The organism is Actinacidiphila epipremni (assembly GCF_012034175.1).
In the GTDB taxonomy this organism is placed as follows: domain Bacteria; phylum Actinomycetota; class Actinomycetes; order Streptomycetales; family Streptomycetaceae; genus Actinacidiphila; species Actinacidiphila epipremni.
Genome location: NZ_JAATEJ010000027.1, coordinates 62936 through 84388 on the forward strand (window position 1 = coordinate 62936; position 21453 = coordinate 84388).

Here is a 21453-nt window from a genome sequence, read left to right on the forward strand (position 1 = left end):
CCGATGCGCGGTCAGCCGATGCGGTGCCAGGTCCACAGGGTGCTGATCTCCAGCGGGTCGATCGGGGTGACCAGCCGCGGGGTGGTGTTGAGGCCGTTGGGCGGGCCGGACTGCGGCTCGACGCACACCGCCTCGGGCTGCTCGTCGTAGACGACGACCCACTGCGTCGGGCTCTGGATGTTGAGCCGCAGCTCACCGGGCCAGGTCAGGGTGACATCCACTCCGTCGGGCATGCCGAAGCAGTCGTCCCAGGGGCCGGGCTTGGGGGTGATGCGGTTGCCGGTCGGGAGGTGGTTGTCGCCGCGCTCCTCCTGCCAGCCGGCGCGGAAGGACAGCTCGACGTCCTGGCCGCCGTTGCCGAGGTTGCGGTTCCACCACGGGTGCCAGCCGGCCTGCGCCGGGAAGGAGTCGCCGCCGGCCGGCACCTCCACGCTGAGCGTCAGCTTGAGCGAGTGCGGCGCCAGTTCCACGGTGTGCGTGACCTTGCCCTGGTACGGCCAGGGGTCGGCGAGGTCGACATGGTAGGACGCGGTGGTGTCGGTCGCGGGGCTCGCCTCCTGCCACGCGGTGTGCCGCACGGTGCCGTGGATGGCGTGCGGCGGTGCGTCGACCGGGAGCTGGTGCGTGACGCCGCCGTTGCGGAAGACGCCGTTCTCGGTCCGGCCGGCCCACGGCACCATAAGAAATGCGCCGAAGCGCTCGCCCTGGCGCAGGAGTTCCGTCCCGGCGACCTTCAGCGAGGCGATCCGGCAGCCGTGCCCGGGCTCCAAGGTCAGTTCGGCGTCGCCCGCCGTCAGCTTCGTCTCGTTCTGCACGTCACGAGCCTAGCGGGCGGGGGTTCTGACGTTCACTTATGGTCCGGCGAGCGGGTGGCGGGGCGGACTTCCGTACGGGCGGGGGTGCGGGTTGCCGTACGGGGGTGGCGGGCCGCCGACGGTTGTCGGCGGGGTCGCGCGTGGCGCCGATCGCGGGGCTGTCCCGCGGAGCTGCCCGCGCAGCTATCCGCGGCGGCGCAGCACCCGGCTCACGACGACGGCCGACGCGACCAGGGCCGCCGCCACCGGGGCCGCCCAGCGCAGGGTGGCCGCCGCGGCGGAGGAGCTGTCGGGGGCCGGGACCGGGGCGTAGCGCCCGCGCGGCGGCGCGTGGTCGACCTCCTCGGCGCTGCGCCCGATCATCGTCCGCCGCGCGTGCGCGGCCTCGGCGGGCGGGACGAGGTCGTCCAGGGCGGCGGCGCTCTCCGGCACCTCCACCTCGACCTCGACCAGGTCGAAGTCCTCCAGTTCCGCGCCGGGCACGGGCTCCCCGGTGTCGTCGACGACATCCTCCTCGGACTCGTCCGCTGCTCCCGCGCCGGGCGCTGCGGCTTCCGCCTCCCGGAGCTGGTCGTCGTCGGCGCCGGGCGCGTCGGGCTCGTCGGCTCGGGGCTCGTCGGCCTGCTCGGCGGACTCCGCCGGCGCGGCCCCGCCCGCAGCGGCTGCCTCGCCCGCCTGCGTAAGGTCCGCCGGACCGCCGGACCGCGCCGGGCCCGCCTCCTCGGCGGCGTGCGGCGCGTCCCCGGCCGGGGGCTGCCCGGGCGCCTCCGCCGAGCCCGCCGCGGCAGCGGCTTCGTGCGGGTCGCGTACGTCGCCGGCCGGCGCATGCGCCGCCAGGTCCAGGCAGAAACGGTCCAGCAGACGCCGTACGGTCGCCTCGACGACCGCGGGCTCGTACGACATGACCCGCCCGTGCGCCTCGGCCTCGGCACGCCAGACCAGCGTCACGCCGGCCTCGGGCTGCACCGCCGTCACGACGCTGACCTCGGCGGCGACCGAGACGCCACCGCCGCCCCGCACCTCCGTACCGGCCGCCGACACGGTGAAGCCCGGGCCGTCGCCGCTCACCACGAGCGTGCCGCGATAGGTGACGGAGGAGCCGCCCACGCGCAGCCGCAGCCGTCCCACGGCGGCGGTCCCGTCGTCGGCGCCGCCCTCCTGGGCGCCCTCGGCAGCCGCCGAGTCCGGCTGCCAGCCGGGCAGGCTCGCCCGCACCACTTCCGGCGTGCGCAGCGCCTGCACCATCCGCGCGGTGGTCATCCCCGGAACGAAGGACTCATGCTCCATGCGGCGGAGCCTACCCACGCACGCGCCACCTTGACGTTTCCGCGGCCCGGTCTTTTTCCTCCGGAGCTGCCGGAGCAACGAGGGATACGTCCCCCGAGCCCGCGCCCGTACGCCTGACGCCCGTACGCCTGACGCCCGTGCGCCTTACGGTGCCGGCACCCGGGGCCGCAGCAGCGTCGAGGGCGGGAAGGCCCGCGCCGGCCGTGCGACCTCCCGGAGCTCCCCCGCCGCGAGCCCCGCCGCCCCGCCCCGCGCGCCCGCCCCGCCCGCCTCGCCCCCGAGCCTGGGCGCCGAACCCCGCGCGGCCAGCACATAGCCCCGGCCTCCGCCCCCCGCACCCGCCCCGTACGGCGTGGTCCGCAGCCCCGCCGCCCGCACCGTCGCGTCGATCGTCCAGAACGTCCGCGCCTGACCCGCCATCGCGCCCCCGGGCACGGCCAGCCGCCCGCCGGGGGCCAGCGCGCGGGCGGCGAGGCCGAAGAACTCCTGGGAGTAGAGCTTGGCGCTGCGCGTCAGCCCCGGGTCGGGCAGGTCGGCGAGCACGACGTCGTACGTCGCGTGCCGCCCGTACCGCAGCCAGTCGAACGGGTCGGCGGTCACCGTGCGCACCCGCGGGTCGGCGTAGGCGTGGCCGTTGAGCCGGCTGAGCCCGGGGTCCGTGCGGGCCAGCCGCAGCAGCTCGGCGTCGGGCTGGACGGCGGTGACGGCCGCGACGTCGCCGTAACGGAGCACTTCGCGCAGGGTGAGCCCGTCGCCGCCGCCGAGGAGCAGCACCCGGGCGTGCGGGCCGGCGAGCGCGGGCCGGACGAGGGCGCGCGCGGAGCGGACGGTCGCCGGGCCGGCCACCCGCAGCCGGCCGTCGAGGTAGAGCCGCAGCGGGTGGCCGGGCGTGTCGCCGCCGGTCAGGACGATGTCCTCGACGTCGCTCTGCTCGGCGACCCGGACGTCCCCGCCGTACACCGCCCGCCGCGCGGCCCGCTCGAACGGCCCGGCCGCCGCGGCGGCGCCGGCCAGCACCGCGAGGACCAGCACGTTCGCCAGCAGCAGCCAGCCGCGGGCCCGCCGGCTCAGGTCGCCGCGGAAGAGCCACAGCACGGTCGCGCCGCCGGCCGCCGCGTTGACCACCCCGGTGACGAGCGCGCCCGTGAGCTGCCCGGCGTGCGGCAGCAGCAGGAAGGGGAAGGCGAGCCCGCCGACCAGCGCCCCCACGTAATCCGCGGCGAAGAGGTCCGCGACCGCGCCGCCCGCGTCCTGCCGCCGGACCCGCTGCACCAGCACCATCAGCAGCGGCACCTCGGCGCCGGTGAGCACCCCGATCGCGAAGGCGCAGCCGACCATCGCCGCCGTGGCCTGCCCCCACCACGCGAACACCGCGTAGAGCACCATCACCGACAGCCCGCCGACCAGCGCGAGCCCCGTCTCGATCGCGGCGAAGGCGACCGCGGCGCGCCCGCGTAACCGTTTTGCCAGCAGCGAGCCGCAGCCCATCGCGAAGACCATCACCGACAGGATCACCGACGCCTGCGTCACCGAGTCGCCGACCAGGTAGGAGGCCAGCGCGACCAGTTCCAGCTCGTAGACCAGCCCGCAGGCGGCGCAGACGAAGACGGCGGCGAGCACCAGCGCCCGGGCCGCCCCCGCGGCCACCGGTAGCCGCGCGGCGAGGCTGGGTCCGGGGCGGCCGGGTGCTTCGCTGCGGTGGCGCTGGTCGATCATGAGTGCACGCTATGTCAGGGGGCAGCCGCCACCGGTCACCCACAGGAGTGCAAATCGGCGCCCGCGGGCGCGCCGGGGGCGGTATTCGGGTCAGGCCAGCGCGTTCACCCGGGTGCGGGTGGTGACCAGCCGCCCCTCCTGCGGATACGCATGCCATGTGCGCCAGCGCACGCCCCCGTCCGCGTACTGCACCAGCATCGCGGTGAAGGCGTGCGGGTCGCCGGGGAAGGTGCCGGCCAGCCCGTGCGGGTGGTCGGCGACGAGCGCGAGCAGCTCCTGGGCGCGGCCGGCGAAGGAGCCCTGCGACAGCGTCTCGATGCGCGCGGCGAACTCGTAGTCCCAGCCGCCCACCCGCCGCGCGACCCCGAACGGCAGCGGCGCCTGGCTGCCGGGCATGCACGCCACGGTCTCCGAGCAGTCGCCGCGCCCGGCGTCGACCAGCACCTGGTGCGAGGCGCCCAGCAGGCGTAATTCGACCTTGGCGCGCACCCGCAGGCCGTCGCCCACCTCGACGTTGAGCGTGGCGAGCGCGGGCAGCGCGTCTTTGCCGAGGCACCAGGCGAGGTCGCCCGCGCGGGTGTCGGTGTAGGAGGTATGCAGGGTGGTGAGCATGGATCGGCTCCGCAAGCACGCAAGTGGATGTCATGGGCCGGTGACGCCCGGCAGCAGGGCGCGTGTCGGCTCGTGCCCACGTGGGGTCTGGGACCCTGGACACGCGAGGGGCCCGGCGAGGGCCCGAGGAGGCCCGGCGCAGCCCGGGGAAGCCCGGACGTCGGTCGCCGCAGCCTCCGAGGGGTCCCCGCTGAAGCCCTCGAAATGGGTCCGAGAACTACGGAATCATGAATCGCGTGCCGCCTTCAGGGTTTTTACCCATCTGTGCGCACTTTCCATCCCTTGGAGCGCCCACGGGGTCAGGTGTTCACCCGCCCCCGTCCCGCGCGCTCCCCAGTACGCTCGCGTGACCCGGACAACGCGACGGCGGACCACGGAGAAGGCGAGCGCAGCGAGTGACTCACCCCATCAACCCCCCGACCGGCACCCCGACCGGCACCCCGGCAGGCGTCCCGGCCTGCGGCGGCCTCGCGAGCCCTCGCCGCCCGTTGCTCAACCGCAGCCTCGACGGCCTCGGGACGACGATCTTCGCGGAGATGTCGGCGCTCGCCGCGGCCACCGGCGCGATCAACCTCGGCCAGGGCTTCCCGGACACCGACGGCCCCGAGGCCGTCCGCGAGGCGGCGGTCCGCGCCCTGCGCGACGGCCGCGGCAACCAGTACCCGCCCGGCGCCGGCGTCCCCGAACTGCGCGCGGCGATCTGCGCGCACCAACGCCGCTTCTACGGCCTGGAGTTCGACCCGGACACGGAGGTCCTGGTCACGGCGGGCGCGACCGAGGGGATCGCCGCGGCGATGCTCGCCCTGCTCGAACCCGGCGACGAGGTCATCGCGTTCGAGCCCTTCTACGACTCCTACGCCGCGAGCATCGCCATGGCCGGCGGCGTCCGCGTCCCCCTGGCCCTGCGGGCCCCCGACTTCCGCCCCGACCTCGACGCCCTCCGCGCCGCGATCACCCGCCGCACCCGCCTGCTCCTCCTCAACTCCCCCCACAATCCCACCGGCACGGTCCTCACCCGCGACGAGCTCACGGCGATCGCCGCCCTCGCCGTCGAACGCGACCTCCTCGTCGTCACCGACGAGGTCTACGAACACCTCGTCTTCGACGACGGCGCACACATCCCCCTCATCTCCCTCCCCGGCATGCGCGACCGCACGGTCTCCATCTCCTCGGCGGGCAAGACCTTCTCCTTCACGGGCTGGAAGGTCGGCTGGGTGACGGGCTCCGCGGAGCTGGTCTCCGCCGTCCGCACGACGAAGCAGTTCCTCACCTACGTCGCCTCGGGCCCCTTCCAATACGCCGTCGCCGAAGCCCTCGCCCTCCCCGACGCGTACTACGCCGCCTTCCGCGACGACCTCCAGACGAAGCGCGACCTCCTGACCGCCGGCCTCACCGCAGCCGGCTTCGAGGTCTACCGCCCCCAGGGCACGTACTTCATCACGACCGACATCGCCCCCCTCGGCGAAACCGACGCCCTCACCTTCTGCCGCACCCTCCCGCAAAGGTCCGGCGTCGTCGCCGTCCCCAACTCCGTCTTCTACGACCACCCCACCGCCGGCCGCACCCAGGTCCGCTTCGCCTTCTGCAAACGCGAGGACGTCCTCAAGGAGGCGGCATCCCGCCTCCGCACGACATTCGACCGCTGAGGGAGGGCGCAGTGGACGCGTCGGACGAACCGGGCGGACCGGGCGGACCGGCCGGGGACTGCCCCTTCTGCGGGATCGCCGCGCATCCCGACCGGGCGCGCGTGGTGTACGCGGACGAGCACACCGTGGCCTTCTTCCCGCTGTCGCCTGCGACCCGTGGCCACACGCTGGTCATCCCCCGTGTGCACACCCCCGACCTGTGGGCGATGGACGGCGCCGCTGCCGAGCGGCTGACGCACATCGTGCTGAAGGTCGGCCGGGCCTTGCAGGACCTGCTGGAGCCGGAGGGCCTGAACGCCGTCAGTTCGGCCGGGAGGTCTGCCACGCAGACCGTCTTCCACACGCATGTGCATCTGGTGCCGCGTTGGCGGGGCGACGCGATGGGACCGATCTGGCCGCGCCCGGAAGCGGGCTTCGGGGACGACGCGGCGCTCGACGGGATCGCTCGGCAGCTCGCCGCTGTGCTCGGCGGCCCGCCGGGTGCGTGATCACAGCGTGGCGGCGAGGACTGCCAGGTCGGCTACCAGCAGGGCGCCGTGGAAGAGGATCAGCGTCCTCGACAGCGCGGCGTCCAGAAAGGAGGTGCGCGCCAGATAGGGCCCGACGTTCATCGACATCATCTCGACGCTGCTGTCGACGTGGCGCACATCGTCGTAGAGCCGACGGAAGAGGCGCTCCTGCTGGAGGAAGTAGCCGTCCAGGGACCAGAAGCAGAGCAGCGGCACCAGCCCGACCGTGGCGATCTTCCAGCTCAGCTGACTGGCCGACACCGTGAGGAGCCCGGCGGCCAACGTCAGCACCCAGCCCTTGACGAAGAACGAGTTCGTCGCCATCCGGTTGATGACCGCCTGGATGAACTCCAGGTGCTTGATCCGGTCTTCACCGAGCGGTGAGCGTTCGGCGCCGACCCGCATGTCCGGTCCGTCGCTGGTCGACGTCATCTGGCAACGGCCCCCCTCCGCGAACGCCCCTGCCGCAATCGTATCGGTACGGCCACCCCGAGGGGGCGAAGTCGCTTACCACGGGCGGGCGTTCAGGCACGCACGGCGTAGAGGCGACCGCTCGACGACCCGACGTAGACGATCCCGTCGGCGACAACCGGCGAGGAGCTGACGGGCCCGTGGGTGTCGAACCGCCACAAGCGGCGGCCCGTCGTGGCGTCCAAGGCGTAGAGAAGCCCGTCATGGCTGCCCACGTAGACGGTGTCGCCGACGACACAGGGTGTGCTGACCACCCTGCGGTCGGTGGGAAAGGCCCAACGGCGGGTGCCTGTCGCGGCGTCGAGGGCGTAGACGTACGAGTCGTTGCTGCCGATGTACAGGACGCCCTTGTGGAGCGCGGGAGACGAGTGCACGGGCGCGCCGGTCTCGAAAGCCCATAGCTCCTGCCCCGTGCCGGTGCCGAGCGCCCGGACTTGGCAGTCCTCGCTGCCGACGTAGACCGTGCCGTTCACCACCGCGGGGCTGGAGACGACCGTCTGACCGATCGCCTCGGACCACAACTCCTTCCCGGTGTCGGCGTCGAGGGCGCTGAGCCGGCCGGCGAGACTGCCGACGAAGAGCCGGCGGGCGGATATGCAGGGCGAGGAGGACAGGTCGTACGCCGGTGCGGCGGGCGACGCGGCAGGGCGCTTGTGACGCCATTTCGGCACCGGGGTACCGGCCCCGTCGGACAGCGAACGGGCATAGACGTTCGCGTCGTACCCGGCGGCGTAGACCATTCCGCCCCTGACCAGTGGCGTGGACCGGATGGGCTCCACGGTCTTGAAGGACCACACGGAGACGCCGGACTCGAGTGCGAAGGCGGCGACCCCGTGATCGCCGCCGAGCAGCACCAGGTCGCGCGCGACGGCCGGCGCGGCATGCGACCGGCCGTCGCCCGCAGCCTTCCAGACACCCGTCAGGTCGTGCCGGCTGACCGCGTGCAGCAGGCCGTCGTCGCTTCCGACGACCACCAGATCGCCCGCGACCACCGGCGAGGCCAGTATCGGCCCGCCCGTCGGGTAGGAGCCGACGAGTGAGCCCGGCAGCGTCGACGAGAAGGACAGGGACCTCTTCGGTGGCGTCGCCGCGGCGGACGGGCGAGGGGACGGTGCGGGCGCCTGGGGCGGCGGGGCCGATGCCGGCTGTACTCCCCCGGCCTGCCCGGGGAAGGGCGGCTCGGTGACCGGCGTCGTTCCCTTGCCCGCGGCGGCTGCGACCAAGCGGTCCCTGGCCACCTCGACGGGCACGCCGTAAAGGGTCACCGCGACGAGCGGGTGGAGCAGGGTGGGCACGACCTCCTTGGGCGTGTTCTCGACCAACACCGGGAGCAGCCGCTTCTCCTGCCGCATGCTCTGGAACGCGGTCCACTCGTCCTGTGTGAAGCGCTGCGGCTCGAAGTACGCGGGCGAGAAGAGCGCGACCATCCGGCGTGCACGCTGCAGCGCCTGCGACATACGGGCGACGGCGTTCGCACCGGCCTCCCAGTCCCAGTCGTCCAACTCGGCGGTGTAGCCCTCCTGACGCAGGGTCCAGGTGACCCACTGTGCCCAGTCCAGGTTCGGCCCGGCGTAGCTCACGAAGAAATCGAGGTCCCTTGCCATCGCAACTCCTTCGCTGCCCTATGCCCGGCTCCGTTTCCCATCATGCGCCGGAGCCGCTGTCCGGTTCCTTCCCGAAGACGCCTGTCTTTGGCGAATTGGCACCTCCCTGCGCATCCGCCCTTCCCGCTACCGTGCTTGCAGGGGGACGCCGCGCTACGCCCGCTTTCCGTCCCCGGCGTCGTGAACGACGGGAGGGAACGGGTGAAGCTCTCCCCCGACGGGCAGCGCGGGCCGACGTTCGACGACTGCACGCCCTCGGTCGGCCCCTGGCCGGCTCCGCGTCTGTCGCCGCGGGAGGACGGCGGCGTGGCGCTCCGGGCGTTCGACCAGTTCGTCGTGAAGCTCCACAGCCGCTGCAACCTGGCCTGCGACTACTGCTATGTCTACGAGTTGCGCGACAGCGGGTGGCGTACGCGGCCACGGACCATGCCCGTCCAGGTGCGTAGCCGCTTGGTGCGGCGGATCGCAGAGCATGTGCGCGGCAACGGACTCGACCGCATACGGGTGATCCTGCACGGCGGTGAGCCGCTGCTGGCCGGCCCGGACGTCGTGGCCGGGTTCTGCTCTGCGGTGCGGGAGGCGCTGGACGGTTCCGGCGCGGTGGTGGAGCTGGCGGCGCAGAGCAACGGCCTCCTGCTCACCGGGACGATGCTCGACGTGCTGGCCGGGCACGGCGTCACGGTCGGTGTCAGCCTGGACGGCGACCGCGAGGCGCACGACCGCCACCGTACGCATCGCGCGGGGCGCGACGGCCGCGAGGCGGCGGGCAGTTACCGGGAGGTGGTCGGCGCGTTGGAGCAGCTGAACCGGCGCCGCTACCGGCACCTGTTCGGGGGCCTGCTCTGCACGGTCGACACGGCCAACGACCCGGTCCGCACCTATGACGCCCTGGTCGCCCACCGGCCGCCCTTCGTCGACTTCCGGCTGCCACACGCCACCTGGGACGATCCGCCGTCGCGGGATCCCGGCCAGGACGCGTCGTACGGCCGGTGGCTCGCGTGCGCCTTCGACCGCTGGTGGCAGACCGGCCGCCCGGTCCGGGTACGGCTGTTCGACGCGATCGTGGGCCTGTGGGAGTCGCAGGCATGGGAGACGGCCGGCGCCGCGCCGATGGTCAGCGACAGCGAGGTGGTCGGCATGCTGCCGGCCGCCTCCGTGGTGGTCGAGTCGGACGGGACGATCTCGTGGGCGGAGTCGCTCAAGGCAGTTGCGGACGGCGCGGCCGGCACCGGGGTCAGCGTATTCAGCCACTCCTTCGACGCCGTGCTGTCGCTGCCCACCGCCCCCGGCTACGGCGTGAGCCTGCTGAGTCAGGAATGCCGGGCGTGCCCTGTGGTGGGAGTCTGCGGCGGAGGAGTGCGCGCTCACCGGCACGGCAGGGGGGCCGGCTTCGACAACCCGTCCGTCTACTGCGCGGACCTGGCCTTCCTGATCGGCCACATCGGTGACCAGCTGCGGGAGTGGCAGCGGCTCCCTCGTTCGGATGAGGTTCGGCCAAATTCGGCGTTTGCCAGGCGAGTGGTGGGCAAACTTCCTTAGAGTAGCCCTGAAGCGGTGTGAGTGCACGTGATGCCCTCGGCAGTCTGCAGCTGGCCGTTGCCGTGGGTCGGGAGCGCGAGTGGTTCCAGTCCGAGAAGGCTGGCCCTTGGGGGGTTGCGATGGGGCCGTCGTTCTACACCAGCTATGCCAGTTCAGCCGGTGACAGGGGAACGATCCAGCGGTTCCATTTCGATGTCCAGCACGAGCTTACCCGCCGCGGCGGGTCGTACGCCAACGTCCGCGGCAGCCTCCGGCGTGCCGAGCCGGCCTCGGGCCCGCCGCCGGATCTCCTCGACTGCGCCGCGCTCCTCGCGCTCTACTCCCCGGAGTATCTGGAGGAGGAGGCGTGCGCCCTGGAGTGGTCCGTCTTCGCCGAGCGCATGGACCGGCTGGAGCGCCTGACGGGCCGGCGGCCGGCGTCGCTGGTGGGGGTGCTGTGGCAGCCGGAAGGCCTGGTGCTGCCCCAGGTCGTCACAAGCAGCGGCCGGATTCTGGCCGACGTCTCGGGTCAGGGCTACCGGGGCCGCGGGGTGCGCGAACTACAGAGCGACCCGCACGCCCGGATGCTCTACCGCCGCACGGTGAGCGCCGTCGCGGACGAACTGCTGCGGGCCGTCGCAAGCCCGCTGCCCGCGATGAGCGAGGCCGCCGCCCGCGACGTACAGCCCCGCTTCGGCCCGTCGCGCGGTGGACGCCGTCCGGAGCCACCGCCCGCGGCGCCGACGACACCGGAGGAACGGGAAGGCCCCGTCCGCCGATTGGTGGTGGCCCTGGTCGCCGGCACCAGCGCCAAGATGGAGCAGTTGCGCACCTCCGTCGCGGCCTACGGCAGTACCCCCGAGGAGTGGTCGCCGTTCGCTCCGCAGAGCCTTGAGTCGGCGGTCTCGGTCGTCAGCCGCACCCTGCGGGCGTGCGGCCTCGACGGCGTGCGGTTCGTCGCGCTGGACGCCGACCACGCCCTCCCGCGGCTGCGGACCGACGACGACTCGGCCGTGGTGCTGGTCGTCGACCCCTGGCTGACGGAGGACGCCGCCTTCCCGGTGCTCTGGGAGCGGCTGGCCCGCTGCGAGGCGGGGGTGTCCGCGGTGATCGTGGTACTGCCACGCCAGGACGACGAGAGCCGACTGCACACCTCCCGGCTGCGGGACTCCTTCGCGCGCACTCCGGCACGATTACTCGGGGCCGCCCACCACGAAGTCGGCACACCGCAGGCGCTGGCCTATACCGTGGCGGGAGTGCTGGCCGACGTCGCCTCGGAGGGCGGCGGGCAGGGCATTCCGCTCGGTCCACCGGTCGAGAGCGCCGCGGAGAGGCGGTCCCGCAGACGCCGGGAACGGGCGGAATGGCTCACCCCTGCTACCGGGCAGCAGGCGTCACTTGTCGGCAGGGCTTCGGGAGAACTGTGGGGCGATGGATGAGCAGCACCGGCCATCCAGCTGAGATCATTTCGTTCTATTCCTTCAAGGGTGGCCAGGGCCGCACCATGGCCCTGGCGAACACCGCGTGGGTGATGGCCACGCACGGCAAGTCCGTCCTGGTCATCGACTGGGACCTGGAAGCACCGGGGTTGCACCTCTACTACCGCCAGTTCCTCGCGGACCCGGACCTGGGGAACACCGACGGCATCCTCGACATGTTCCACGGCTTCGTGACCGCGGCCGGCCCCCGCGACGCCGACGAGGCGCCCGAGGACTTGCGGGCCCTGCATGCCGAGCACGCCGCGTTCGAACGCTACAGCGTCAGCGTGGACCACCCCTTCCCCCAGGGCGGAAAGCTGCACTTCATCGGTCCCGGCCGGCTGGACGACGAGTACGTACGGCGTCTGCACTCCATCAACTGGAGCGGCTTCCTCAACAGCGAGGACGGACAGGAATACCTCGCGGTGTTACGCGGCAGGATGCAGGAGAGCGACTACGACTACATCCTGATCGACAGCAGGACGGGCTACTCCGACGGGGCCGACATCTGCACCCTGGCGCTGCCCGACAGCGTCGTCGTCGGCGTGGCGATGAACAGCCAGGCCATCGAGGGCGCCGCCCACATCGCGCAGCGACTGGCCCGCCACGATCGGGCGATCCGGCTGCACCTCGCACCCATGCACATCGAGCTGTCGGAGAAGACCCGGCTGGACGAGCGGATGGCCTACGCGCGCCGCGTCCTCGACCGCTATCTCCCCATGGACGACGAGGACGAACTGGCCTCCTACTGGGGCGAGGTGCAGGTGCCGTACCGGCCCTACTACGCCTTCGGCGAGGAACTCGCCGCGATCGTGGAGGACCCGCGGCACAGGGCCAGCGTCATCGCCCAGTACGTACAGCTGGCCGCACGTATCACGGACAGCGCGATCAACGACATGCAGCCGGCCACCGCCGCGCAGCGCCTGTCGTACGTCGAGGCCTACCGGGCGGCACGGCGCCCGGAGACCGCGGAGCAGACCGTCAGCATGCTCTACGACACCGGCGACCAGCTGTGGGCCGACTGGATCGCCCAGCAGTTGCGAGACGCGGGTGTGACCGTCACGAGCTGCAAGCCGGAGCACTGGGAAGAGGAGGCCGGCAAAAGCGCCGACCCGCTGCTCGTCCTGCTCTCCCCGCACCTCCTGTCGTCCGCGGCCGGCCACGTGGTCGAGCAGATCACCGCGGATGCGGACGCCGGCCGCGCCCCCGAACGGCAGCCCGTCGGCATACGCGTGAGCGGCGCCCGGCTGCCCCAGCAGTTCGACTGGCCGGGTGTGCCGGACCTCTCCGTGCTGGACGAGGACCGCGCCCGCAGGGCGGTACTCGCGCGCTTCCGCTTCTTCACCGGCGACGTCCCCCTGTCCCCGCCCGCCGGCGGTCACCTTTTCCCCGGCCGCCAGCCGGCCGTGTGGCAGGTCGCGCCGCGCAACGCCGACTTCGTCGGCCGCGAGGCGGCCCTGACCGGGCTGTGGGAGCAGTTCGCGGCCCAGCCGGGCCCGCAGGTGCTGTGGGGTCTGGCCGGTGTCGGCAAGACGCAGATCGCCCTGGAGTACGCGCACCGTTTCGCGTCGCAGTACGACATGGTGTGGTGGGTCCCCGCCACCGACGCGGACAACATCAGGGCCACGCTGGTCCGGCTGGACCACAAGGTCTCGACCGCCTCCGGAAGTACGCCGCGCAAGGACTGGGAGGCGCTGGTCGACGAGCTGCGCCAGGGCAAGCACTTCCAGCGCTGGCTGCTGGTGTTCGACGACGCCGACAGCTACGAGTCCATCGCCCCCTTCCTCCCCGGCGGCAACCACGGTCATGTGCTGATCGCTTCACGCAACCCCGACTGGGCCGGCCTCACCACGCGACAGGTGGAGGTCTTCACCCCGCAGGAGAGCCTCGCTCTGCTCAGCCGGAAGCTCCCCGGCGCCGGCGACTCCGAGCTGGATGCGCTCGCACAGCGGCTCGGCCACCTGCCGATCTGGGAGACCGCCACCACGGCCTGGCTCGTCAACACCGGCGAATCGGTCGCCGAGTTCATCGACCAGCTCGACGCCTCGGGCCCGCGGGTGGTGGCCGAGAGGCAGTCGCCGAGATTCGAGGAGGCGGCGGAGGCCTGCGTCCTGGCGTACGAGCGGTTGCGGGAGCAGGCACCGGCCGCCGCCAGGCTGCTCGAACTGTGCTCGTGCATGTCCTCCGACGGTGTGGGGCTGCGCATCGTGCAGTCCCCGGCGATGACGGCGCTGCTCGGTACCGTGGATGCCGCGGTGCAGGACTCCATGAGGGTGCCCGGCCTGGTGAACCAGCTCAGGGTGCAGACGCTGGCGGTCGTCGACCCGCACACCCACCTCCTCAAGGTCCACCGGCTCGTACAGTCCCTGGTTCTCGACCACATGTCGGAGGAAGAACGCCGGGCCACGCGATCGGACGCCCTGAAAGTGCTCGCCGCCCAGGTGCCCGACGCCCTCCGCCGCGACGCCCGGGAGTTCCGCGACGTCTTCGCCGAACTCGACAAGCATGTGACGGCCTCGGGTGCCCTGGACAGCGACGACCCAGGAGTGCACGACTGGTTGATCAGCCAGGTCCGCTACCGCTGGTTCAACGGCCAGTGGGAGGCCGGCCGCGAGCTCGGCACGCGGGTGCTCGACCGGTGGCGGACCAGGCTCGGCGAGGACCACTCCAGCGTGCTGAAGCTGGAAGCCCAGGTCGGCGCGGCCTGCCGGATGCTCGGACGCTACCGGGAGGCGCTGACCCACAGCCAGCATTCCTGGCGCGTCCAGCGCGACCGTGCCCCCCGCGACCCGTACACGCTGTTCGCGGCCCGCGGATACGCGGCCGATCTGCGGGCGCACGGCAAGTTCATCGAGGCGTACGAGGAGGACCGCGCCACCTACAGCGGCCTGTGCGCGGAGATCGGCGAGGACCAGGTCGAGACGCTCAACGCATCGTCCAACCTGGCGCTGTCCCGCTACTACTGCGAGTCGGCGGAGAGCGCGGCCCGCCAGGATCTGAGCACCTTCGAACTGCGACGACGCGTCCTGACCGACGACCACCACCTCACCTGGAAGTCGTGCGCGAGGGTCGGGGCCGACTACCGTGAGGCGTGGCAGCTCGACCTGTCGGAGCAGTATCTGGCGCAGGCCAGGGACGGGTTGGTCTCTTTGCAGGGCCCGACCGACCCCCTCACCCTGCAGACGGTGCAGAACCTGGGCATGACCTTGCTGCGGCAGGGCCGTACCACCGATGCGCTGGCCATGATCCAGTCGACGCACCTCTGCTTCCAGCAGTGGCAGGACGACCACCCCCTGACGATCTTCTGCCGCATGGCCATGGCAGCCGCTCACTACGCCGCCGGCGCGCCCGACGCCGCGGTCGGGTATGCGAAGCAGGCACTCGCCCAGCTCGTCGAGGTCTTCGACGCCGGCCATCCCTTCACGGGTATCTGCTCCACCAACCTGGCCCTCTACCTGCTCGCCGACGGCGACGCGGAACAGGCCGCGACCCACGCCCGCAAGGCGGTCAAGCTGCTCCGGGAGAGCTTCGGCCGCGACCACCGCTACACGCTGGTCGCGGAGATGAACCGGAACAACTGCCTGGCAGAACTGGGCGAGATAAGCGGGGGAGAACTCGCCGACGAGGACAAGGACCTCTACTCGCGCTGCTCGACTCCCACGGCGTGGGGCCCCAGGCACCCGGTCACTCTCACCGCCCTCGCCAATCACGCCAGTTCGAGCCGGAACGACGGCGACGCGCTCCGGGAGAGCCTCAGGATCCACAGCATCGCGCACATCGGTGAGGCGCACCCGCTCACCCTCGCCTGCACAGCGGAGCCGTACCACCGACTCGGCCTGGATCTGGAGGTGCAGGATGTCTGAGCCGGCAGAGGCTCTGGACGACACGACACAGCCCGGCGTGCGGTACCCGAGCGGAGGAAACCCGCAGATGAAAGAGCTCGCACTGACGCTGCGCAGCTTACTCAGTCCCGAGGGGCCGGCCCACATGGTGCTCTACGACCGGGACACGCCCAGGATCGTCGTCGACGCCCCGGGGATGGAGGAAAGCGGCCACGAAAGAGCCGGCCGGCTGCTGTACTACGTCCTGGAGGAGCTGGCGCCGGACTTTGCGAACCTGCGCACCGGCGCCCTCATACGCACGGTGCTGCGCGTGCCGTCCGGTGCGGTCTTCTTCTACCTGATCCAGTCCGGGATCCACCTCTACGCGGCCACGGACCGCGTCGACCGGCTCGAAGAGGTGGACGAGGCGCTGGCGGACAAGGTCAACGACATCAGGGCGTCCATCAACTACTCCGTGCTGGACTTCGGCTCGTTCATGAGCAGGGCCGCGCGGCGCGCGGCGGCGGACCCTTCGGGGAACCCGGCGGCGGCCGGGGCTCCCGCCGCCCCGGACCACGACGAGAAGACTGCCGGGAGCGGCACCGTCGACCTCGAAGAGCACGTCCACACCGTCATGGGCCGCGTGCCGGCGCCCGGCCGTACGTCGGAGGTCCTCCGGGAAGCCCTCGACCTGCACGGCTTGCACTACCTTGCCTACTACGACGGCTCCACCGCCCTCCACACCACCGACATCTTCGCCCACCCCGGCCTGGGCCGGTACTTCCTCGGCCCGACCCCGCGAGCACGGCGCGAGAGGTACGGCCGGCTCGGCCGGCTACTGCCCGGGGTGGTCCGGCGCCTGAACACGTCCGTGGGTCCGGTGATGCAGGGCGAACTGCTGCAGGTCGTCCTGGACGTCGAACAGGGCGCGGCCTACTACCACGTGCTGCGTGATGGACACTTCCTGGTCGGCGTGACGCTGGATCAGGCGCGGGTGGCGGAGGCGGACAAGCGTATGACCCGGGTCGGGCGGGACCTGATGTCCGCCTGACCGTTCGTGCCGGACCACGGCTGTCCAGGAGTGGGTGAGGATGATGGTCGCCGTGCGCACCAGGTACCGTGCCGTCGCCGTGGCGCTGACCCGTTCGCTGCTGCTCCCGCTCGGCGTCGCCGCGGTCGGCGTCCTGGCGGGCCAGTGGCTGACCGTCGACACGGGAGCAGGTGGCGGGGCGTACGCCTATGTCACGTATGCACTGCTCGCCGTGGGGCTGTACGGGAGCGCGTCGGGAATCTCCCGGCCGGAGCAGCGCGCCGATGTCTACCGGATCGTGGTCGCGATCACCGTCGGCGTCGCAGCGAAGGCCGCCTTCATCGCCGCCGTCCTGGCGCTGGTCTTCCTCCGGAGACCGGAATACCTCGTGCTCGCCGTCGCCATGGCGCAGATCGACCCGCTGTCGGTGTCCGCCATGCTCGACGCCCACGGCATGTCGCCGCGCGCGAAGTCGCTGCTGGCCGCGTGGGCGTCCTTCGACGACCCGGTCACCACGATCCTGGTGGTCGTCATCAGCTCGATCGTCCTCGACGGCGCCCAGGGTGCCGGCGCCGGCAGCGCCGACTACAGCGTGTCCCTGCTGCTGAACCTGCTTCTGCTGCTGGCCGCGGCAGCCGTCTGGCGGGTCGTACGCCGCCGCGCCCGCTCGGTCCAAGTCCTGGCGCTCGCCGTCCTGATGGGTGTGGCCGCCTGGCAGTTCCTGATGCTCGGCCTCGCGCTGTCGGCGCTCTTCTTCCGCCCCCAGCTGGGCCGCTGGATCGGTCGTACGACCAACGCCGCGTTTCTCGTGGCGACGTTCCTGCTCGGCGTCCTCCTCGCCCGCGGAATGAGCCCCGGCGTGGGCCTCGTCCTCGGCTGCGCCACTTTCACGGCCCAGATAGTGGTGGGCGCCGCGCTTTCCTGGGGCTTCCCCGCCAGGGACCGCCTCTCCCTGTGCTTGAGCCAGCAGAACGGCATCACGGCGATCATCCTCGCCCTGCTCCTCGAACCCCTGCTCCCGGAGGCGGTCGCGGTCATCGCCCCGGCGATCCTTGTCGTCAATGTGCTCCACGTGGTGGCCGACGCGCTCGCTTCTCCCGCGGGAAGGTCCCCCTCCGACGCCCCCGCCTCCGCCGGCGAACCGCCGGGAGCCTCCCGCACGGCCGCGCTGTCCGCGGCGAAACGGGACTCGCTGTGCCCGCAGGGCCGAACCGAGTGAGCGAGAGCGGAGTGCCGACCGGGGCGCCGGCGCTCCGCTCGCCTCGGGTCAGTCGGTGCCGAGTTCCATTGCTGCGCGGTCGAGGAGTTCGTCGGCCTCGGCTTCGGCGTCGGGGGTGGTTTCGCCGCGGGAGGCGATGATGTGGGCGCCGCCCTCCGCCATGCGGGGCATCGTGCCGATCAGGCCGGTCGCCGCGGCCTGGGCGGCGCCGATCGCGGGGCTGCCGGTGCCGATGAGGCCGAGTTGCGCGTACTGCTCCAGCTTCGCGCGGGAGTCCGCGATGTCGAGGTTGCGCATGGTGAGCTGTCCGATGCGGTCGACGGGGCCGAAGGCCGGGTCGTCGGTGCGCTCCATGGAGAGCTTGTCCGGGTGGTAGCTGAAGGCCGGGCCGGTCGTGTCGAGGATCGAGTAGTCCTCGCCGCGGCGCAGCCGCAGGGTCACCTCGCCGGTGACGCCCGCGCCGACCCACCGCTGCAGCGACTCGCGGATCATCAGCGCCTGCGGGTCCAGCCAGCGGCCCTCGTACATCAGCCGGCCCAGCCGCCGCCCCTCGGTGTGGTACTGCGCGAGGGTGTCCTCGTTGTGGATCGCGTTGACCAGCCGCTCGTACGCCGCGTGCAGCAGCGCCATGCCGGGGGCCTCGTAGATGCCGCGGCTCTTGGCCTCGATGATGCGGTTCTCGATCTGGTCGGACATGCCGAGGCCGTGCCGGCCGCCGATGGCGTTGGCCTCCCTCACCAGATCGACGGGGGTGGCGAACGTCTTGCCGTTGACGGTGACCGGGCGGCCCTGCTCGAAGCCGATCGTCACGTCCTCGGTGACGATCTCGACCGCGGGGTCCCAGGACCGTACGCCCATGATCGGCTCGACGGTCTCGATGCCGGTGTCCAGGTGCTCCAGGGTCTTGGCCTCGTGGGTGGCGCCCCAGATGTTGGCGTCGGTGGAGTACGCCTTCTCCTGGCTGTCGCGGTACGGCAGCCCGTGCGCGAGGAGCCACTGCGACATCTCGGTGCGACCGCCGAGCTCGCTGACGAAGTCCGCGTCGAGCCAGGGCTTGTAGATCCGCAGGTGCGGGTTGGCGAGCAGGCCGTAGCGGTAGAACCGCTCGATGTCGTTGCCCTTGAAGGTCGAGCCGTCGCCCCAGATCTGCACGTCGTCCTCGAGCATCGCCCGCACCAGCAGGGTGCCGGTGACGGCGCGGCCGAGCGGGGTGGTGTTGAAGTACGCCCGCCCGCCCGAGCGGATGTGGAACGCCCCGCAGGTGAGCGCGGCCAGGCCCTCCTCGACCAGCGCGGCGCGGCAGTCGACCAGCCGGGCGAGCTCGGCGCCGTAGGTCATCGCGCGGCCGGGCACCGAGTCGATGTCGGGCTCGTCGTACTGGCCGATGTCGGCGGTGTAGGTGCACGGGACGGCGCCCTTGTCGCGCATCCACGCGACCGCGACGGAGGTGTCGAGACCACCCGAGAAGGCGATGCCGACGCGCTCGCCGGCCGGCAGGGAAGTGAGGACCTTGGACATAGAAAGAGTATGCATAATCCCGCATGGCTATGCAACGCCCGGACCGATCCGGCCACCGCTCCCCCGTGACGCCCGCCCGGGCGCCCGCCCGGGCGCCCCCTCCGCGTCAGCCCCCCCGGGCTCAGCGCCGCCTCCGGGCTCAGTCCCGCAGGATGCCCGCCGCCCGCACCGCCGCCAGCCACTGCGGGAACTCCTCCAGCAGCCGGTCGTAGAGCTCGGCGTCGGACAGCGCCGCCGGCTTTGGCCCCGCCGCGAAGAACCCGGCGTTGTCGACCACCCGGCGCCCCGGCACCGGCAGGTCGTCGAGCCGGCGCAGGAAGCGGAACTCGTCCTCCCCGAAGCCGACGAACTGCCAGAAGATCGGCAGCCTCGCCGATGTGCACAGCACATGCTCGGCCGCGGCCTTGGACGTCGGGGAGCCGTCGGTCTGGAAGACGACGAAGGCCGGGTCGGTCGCGCCGCACGCCTCGTAGTGGTCGATGACGGCCTGCATCGCGAGGTGGTAGTTCGTCCGCCCCATGTGCCCCATCGACTCGTGCAGCGGACCGATCCGGTCCCGGTAGGCGTCGAGGCTGATGTCGGCGGTGCCGTCGATGTCGGTGGAGAAGAAGACGACCGGCACGACCCCGTCGTCGTCGAGGTTGGCCGCGAGCGCGAGGGTCTGCTCGGCCAGGTGCTGCACGGAGCCGTCGCGGTAGAAGGGGCGCATGCTGCCGGAGCGGTCCAGGACCAGGTAGACCGCGGCACGCTCGCCGCTGACCTGGTTCTTCACCAGCGAGACGGCGGCGGATTTGTACAGGTCGACAAGCCCGGGGGCGCGGTCGGCCACCTTCTCCAGGCTCACGCCCGCGGCGGCCCCGGCGGGGCGCTTGCGGTAGTCGATCCGGTACGGCTTGCGGTAGTCGATGGTCATGCGCCGTGATTCTGCACGCCGGGCCCCCGCCGCGCCCACCCTTCGCCCGAATTGCGCGCCGGCCCCCGGGGAGCGATGAGTTTCCGGCGGCCGGACGGTCTGCAGAGGGACGGAACGATTCCAGCGCTGCACAGCAGGAGGCGACATGTTCGGGGAGACGAAGGCGTTCAGCGGATTCGCGGTCGACGACGTCGAGGCCGCGGCGAGGTTCTACGGCGACACGCTGGGGCTGAAGGTGTCGCGGGCGAACGGCATGCTGACGCTGCACATCGCGGGCGGGCGGGACATCCTGGTCTACCCGAAGCCGGACCACGTACCGGCCACGTACACGATCCTGAACTTCCCCGTCGTCGACATCGAGGCGGCCGTGGACGAGCTGGGGCGCAGGGGGGTGCGCTGTGAGCAGTACGGGGAGCCGGCGACGGATGCGAAGGGGATCCACCGGGGCGGCGGGCCGCTCATCGCGTGGTTCACGGACCCGGCGGGCAACGTCCTGTCGGTCCTGGAGGACCCGGGCGCCTGAGCCGTCACGCCGGTCTGAGCCGTACGCGGCGGGTCGTACGGCCGGCGGCTGAGCCCGTACGCCGCGAGGGGACCACGCCCCGGGGCCCGTACGCCGTGGGGGGCCGCGCCTCGGGGGCCCGTACGCCGCCGGTACGACGCCCCCGTACGCCGTGCCCGTCAGCCCTCGGTCGGGCCCTCGCCCTCGGAGGAGCCGTCCGCCCCGCCGTCGCCCTCGCCGCCGCCGTTCACGTCGTCCGCGTCCTTGGCCAGGCCCAGCGTGTCGACGACCCACTTGTCGAACTCGATGCACGCCCGCACCCAGCTCACCGTGCTGGACACGAAGTGCTCCAGCCCGACGCCGAGGCCGATCAGCAGCTGCGCCTCGCCGATGAGGCGGACGCTGCCGTCGTCATGCGTGTGGGTGTAGACCTTGGGCCACAGGGTGCGGCGGTTCCAGTCGTCGATGACCTCGTGGAGCTGCGGCTTGTCGTCGACCGAGAACGGGCGGTCGTAGAACGTCCGGACGGCGAAGACCTGCTGCTCCCCCTCGCCGCGGAACATGAAGTACGTGCGGAATTCCTCCCAGGGAGCGACCAGGTCACCCTCCTCGTCAACCAGGTGCTTGAGCTCCATCTGGTCCAGCAGCTGCTTGACGAGGTTCTGGTCGGGGATGACCACGCTGCTGCCGTTGCCGGCCGGGTCGGGGTCCGGCTGGCCCCCGAAATTGGGAATCGAGGACGGGTCGATGCTCACCGTGAAGTCCCTTCGTGACGTCTGACTGCCATCCTCCCT

The 21453-nt window shown here is 72.1% G+C and carries 17 protein-coding genes; 8 read left to right on the forward strand and 9 right to left on the reverse strand.

Annotation, left to right across the window (positions count from 1 at the left end):
• Positions 1-11: 11 nt before the first annotated feature.
• The 4 genes from HCN08_RS27685 to HCN08_RS27700 form a co-directional block, all read right to left on the reverse strand.
• Positions 12-815 (reverse strand): aldose epimerase family protein, encoded by an 804-nt coding sequence (locus HCN08_RS27685; RefSeq protein WP_167986000.1) that lies wholly within the window; start codon positions 813-815, stop codon positions 12-14.
• A gap of 183 nt (positions 816-998) precedes the next feature.
• The gene (locus HCN08_RS27690; RefSeq protein WP_167986001.1) at positions 999-2102 is read right to left on the reverse strand and encodes an SRPBCC domain-containing protein; all 1104 of its coding nucleotides are present in this window, start codon (positions 2100-2102) and stop codon (positions 999-1001) included.
• 144 nt (positions 2103-2246) lie between these two features.
• Positions 2247-3818, reverse strand: a complete 1572-nt coding sequence (locus HCN08_RS27695) for a polyamine aminopropyltransferase (protein ID WP_167986002.1) — start codon at positions 3816-3818, stop codon at positions 2247-2249.
• Positions 3819-3908: 90 nt separating this feature from the next.
• Positions 3909-4430: a DUF2617 family protein gene (locus tag HCN08_RS27700; protein WP_167986003.1), complete on the reverse strand. Its 522-nt coding sequence runs from the start codon at positions 4428-4430 to the stop codon at positions 3909-3911.
• Between the two features lie 488 nt (positions 4431-4918).
• On the opposite strand from HCN08_RS27700, the gene HCN08_RS27705 reads away from it, so the two are divergent.
• Positions 4919-6076 (forward strand): pyridoxal phosphate-dependent aminotransferase, encoded by a 1158-nt coding sequence (locus tag HCN08_RS27705; RefSeq protein ID WP_206319331.1) that lies wholly within the window; start codon positions 4919-4921, stop codon positions 6074-6076.
• 11 nt (positions 6077-6087) lie between these two features.
• Positions 6088-6564: an HIT family protein gene (locus HCN08_RS27710; RefSeq protein WP_167986004.1), complete on the forward strand. Its 477-nt coding sequence runs from the start codon at positions 6088-6090 to the stop codon at positions 6562-6564.
• Here HCN08_RS27710 and HCN08_RS27715 read toward each other — a convergent pair whose 3' ends face one another.
• Both HCN08_RS27715 and HCN08_RS27720 read right to left on the reverse strand, forming a co-directional pair.
• Entirely contained in the window at positions 6565-7017 is a 453-nt protein-coding gene (locus HCN08_RS27715) for a hypothetical protein (RefSeq protein WP_167986005.1), read from the reverse strand.
• Positions 7018-7109: 92 nt separating this feature from the next.
• Positions 7110-8660: a toll/interleukin-1 receptor domain-containing protein gene (locus HCN08_RS27720; protein ID WP_167986006.1), complete on the reverse strand. Its 1551-nt coding sequence runs from the start codon at positions 8658-8660 to the stop codon at positions 7110-7112.
• A 201-nt stretch (positions 8661-8861) separates the two neighbouring features.
• On the opposite strand from HCN08_RS27720, the gene HCN08_RS27725 reads away from it, so the two are divergent.
• The 5 genes from HCN08_RS27725 (at position 8862) to HCN08_RS27745 (ending at position 17726) form a co-directional block, all read left to right on the forward strand.
• Positions 8862-10199, forward strand: coding sequence for an FxsB family cyclophane-forming radical SAM/SPASM peptide maturase (locus HCN08_RS27725; RefSeq protein WP_322974718.1), 1338 nt, complete (start codon positions 8862-8864; stop codon positions 10197-10199).
• Positions 10200-10318: 119 nt separating this feature from the next.
• Positions 10319-11617, forward strand: coding sequence for an FxsC protein (gene fsxC / locus HCN08_RS27730; RefSeq protein WP_167986008.1), 1299 nt, complete (start codon positions 10319-10321; stop codon positions 11615-11617).
• A complete protein-coding gene (gene fxsT / locus HCN08_RS27735; protein WP_407648900.1) occupies positions 11614-15519 on the forward strand; it encodes an FxSxx-COOH system tetratricopeptide repeat protein in 3906 nt (1301 codons plus the stop codon). The genes fsxC and fxsT overlap by 4 nt, the downstream gene beginning before the upstream one ends.
• A 67-nt stretch (positions 15520-15586) precedes the next feature.
• A complete protein-coding gene (locus HCN08_RS27740; RefSeq protein ID WP_167986010.1) occupies positions 15587-16528 on the forward strand; it encodes a hypothetical protein in 942 nt (313 codons plus the stop codon).
• 52 nt (positions 16529-16580) lie between these two features.
• Complete coding sequence (locus HCN08_RS27745) at positions 16581-17726, forward strand: hypothetical protein (RefSeq protein WP_167986011.1); 1146 nt, start codon at positions 16581-16583, stop codon at positions 17724-17726.
• Positions 17727-17774: 48 nt separating this feature from the next.
• Here the strand turns inward: HCN08_RS27745 and argG are convergent, their stop codons facing one another.
• Positions 17775-19244, reverse strand: a complete 1470-nt coding sequence (gene argG / locus HCN08_RS27750; protein ID WP_167986012.1) for an argininosuccinate synthase — start codon at positions 19242-19244, stop codon at positions 17775-17777.
• A gap of 139 nt (positions 19245-19383) precedes the next feature.
• On the reverse strand, positions 19384-20157 hold the full coding sequence (locus tag HCN08_RS27755; protein WP_167986013.1) for a vWA domain-containing protein: 774 nt from the start codon (positions 20155-20157) through the stop codon (positions 19384-19386).
• Positions 20158-20302: 145 nt separating this feature from the next.
• Between HCN08_RS27755 and HCN08_RS27760 the strand changes: the two genes are divergently transcribed.
• Positions 20303-20680, forward strand: coding sequence for a VOC family protein (locus HCN08_RS27760; RefSeq protein WP_167986014.1), 378 nt, complete (start codon positions 20303-20305; stop codon positions 20678-20680).
• 158 nt (positions 20681-20838) lie between these two features.
• Here the strand turns inward: HCN08_RS27760 and HCN08_RS27765 are convergent, their stop codons facing one another.
• Entirely contained in the window at positions 20839-21414 is a 576-nt protein-coding gene (locus HCN08_RS27765) for a type III secretion system chaperone family protein (protein WP_167986015.1), read from the reverse strand.
• Positions 21415-21453 lie beyond the last annotated feature (39 nt).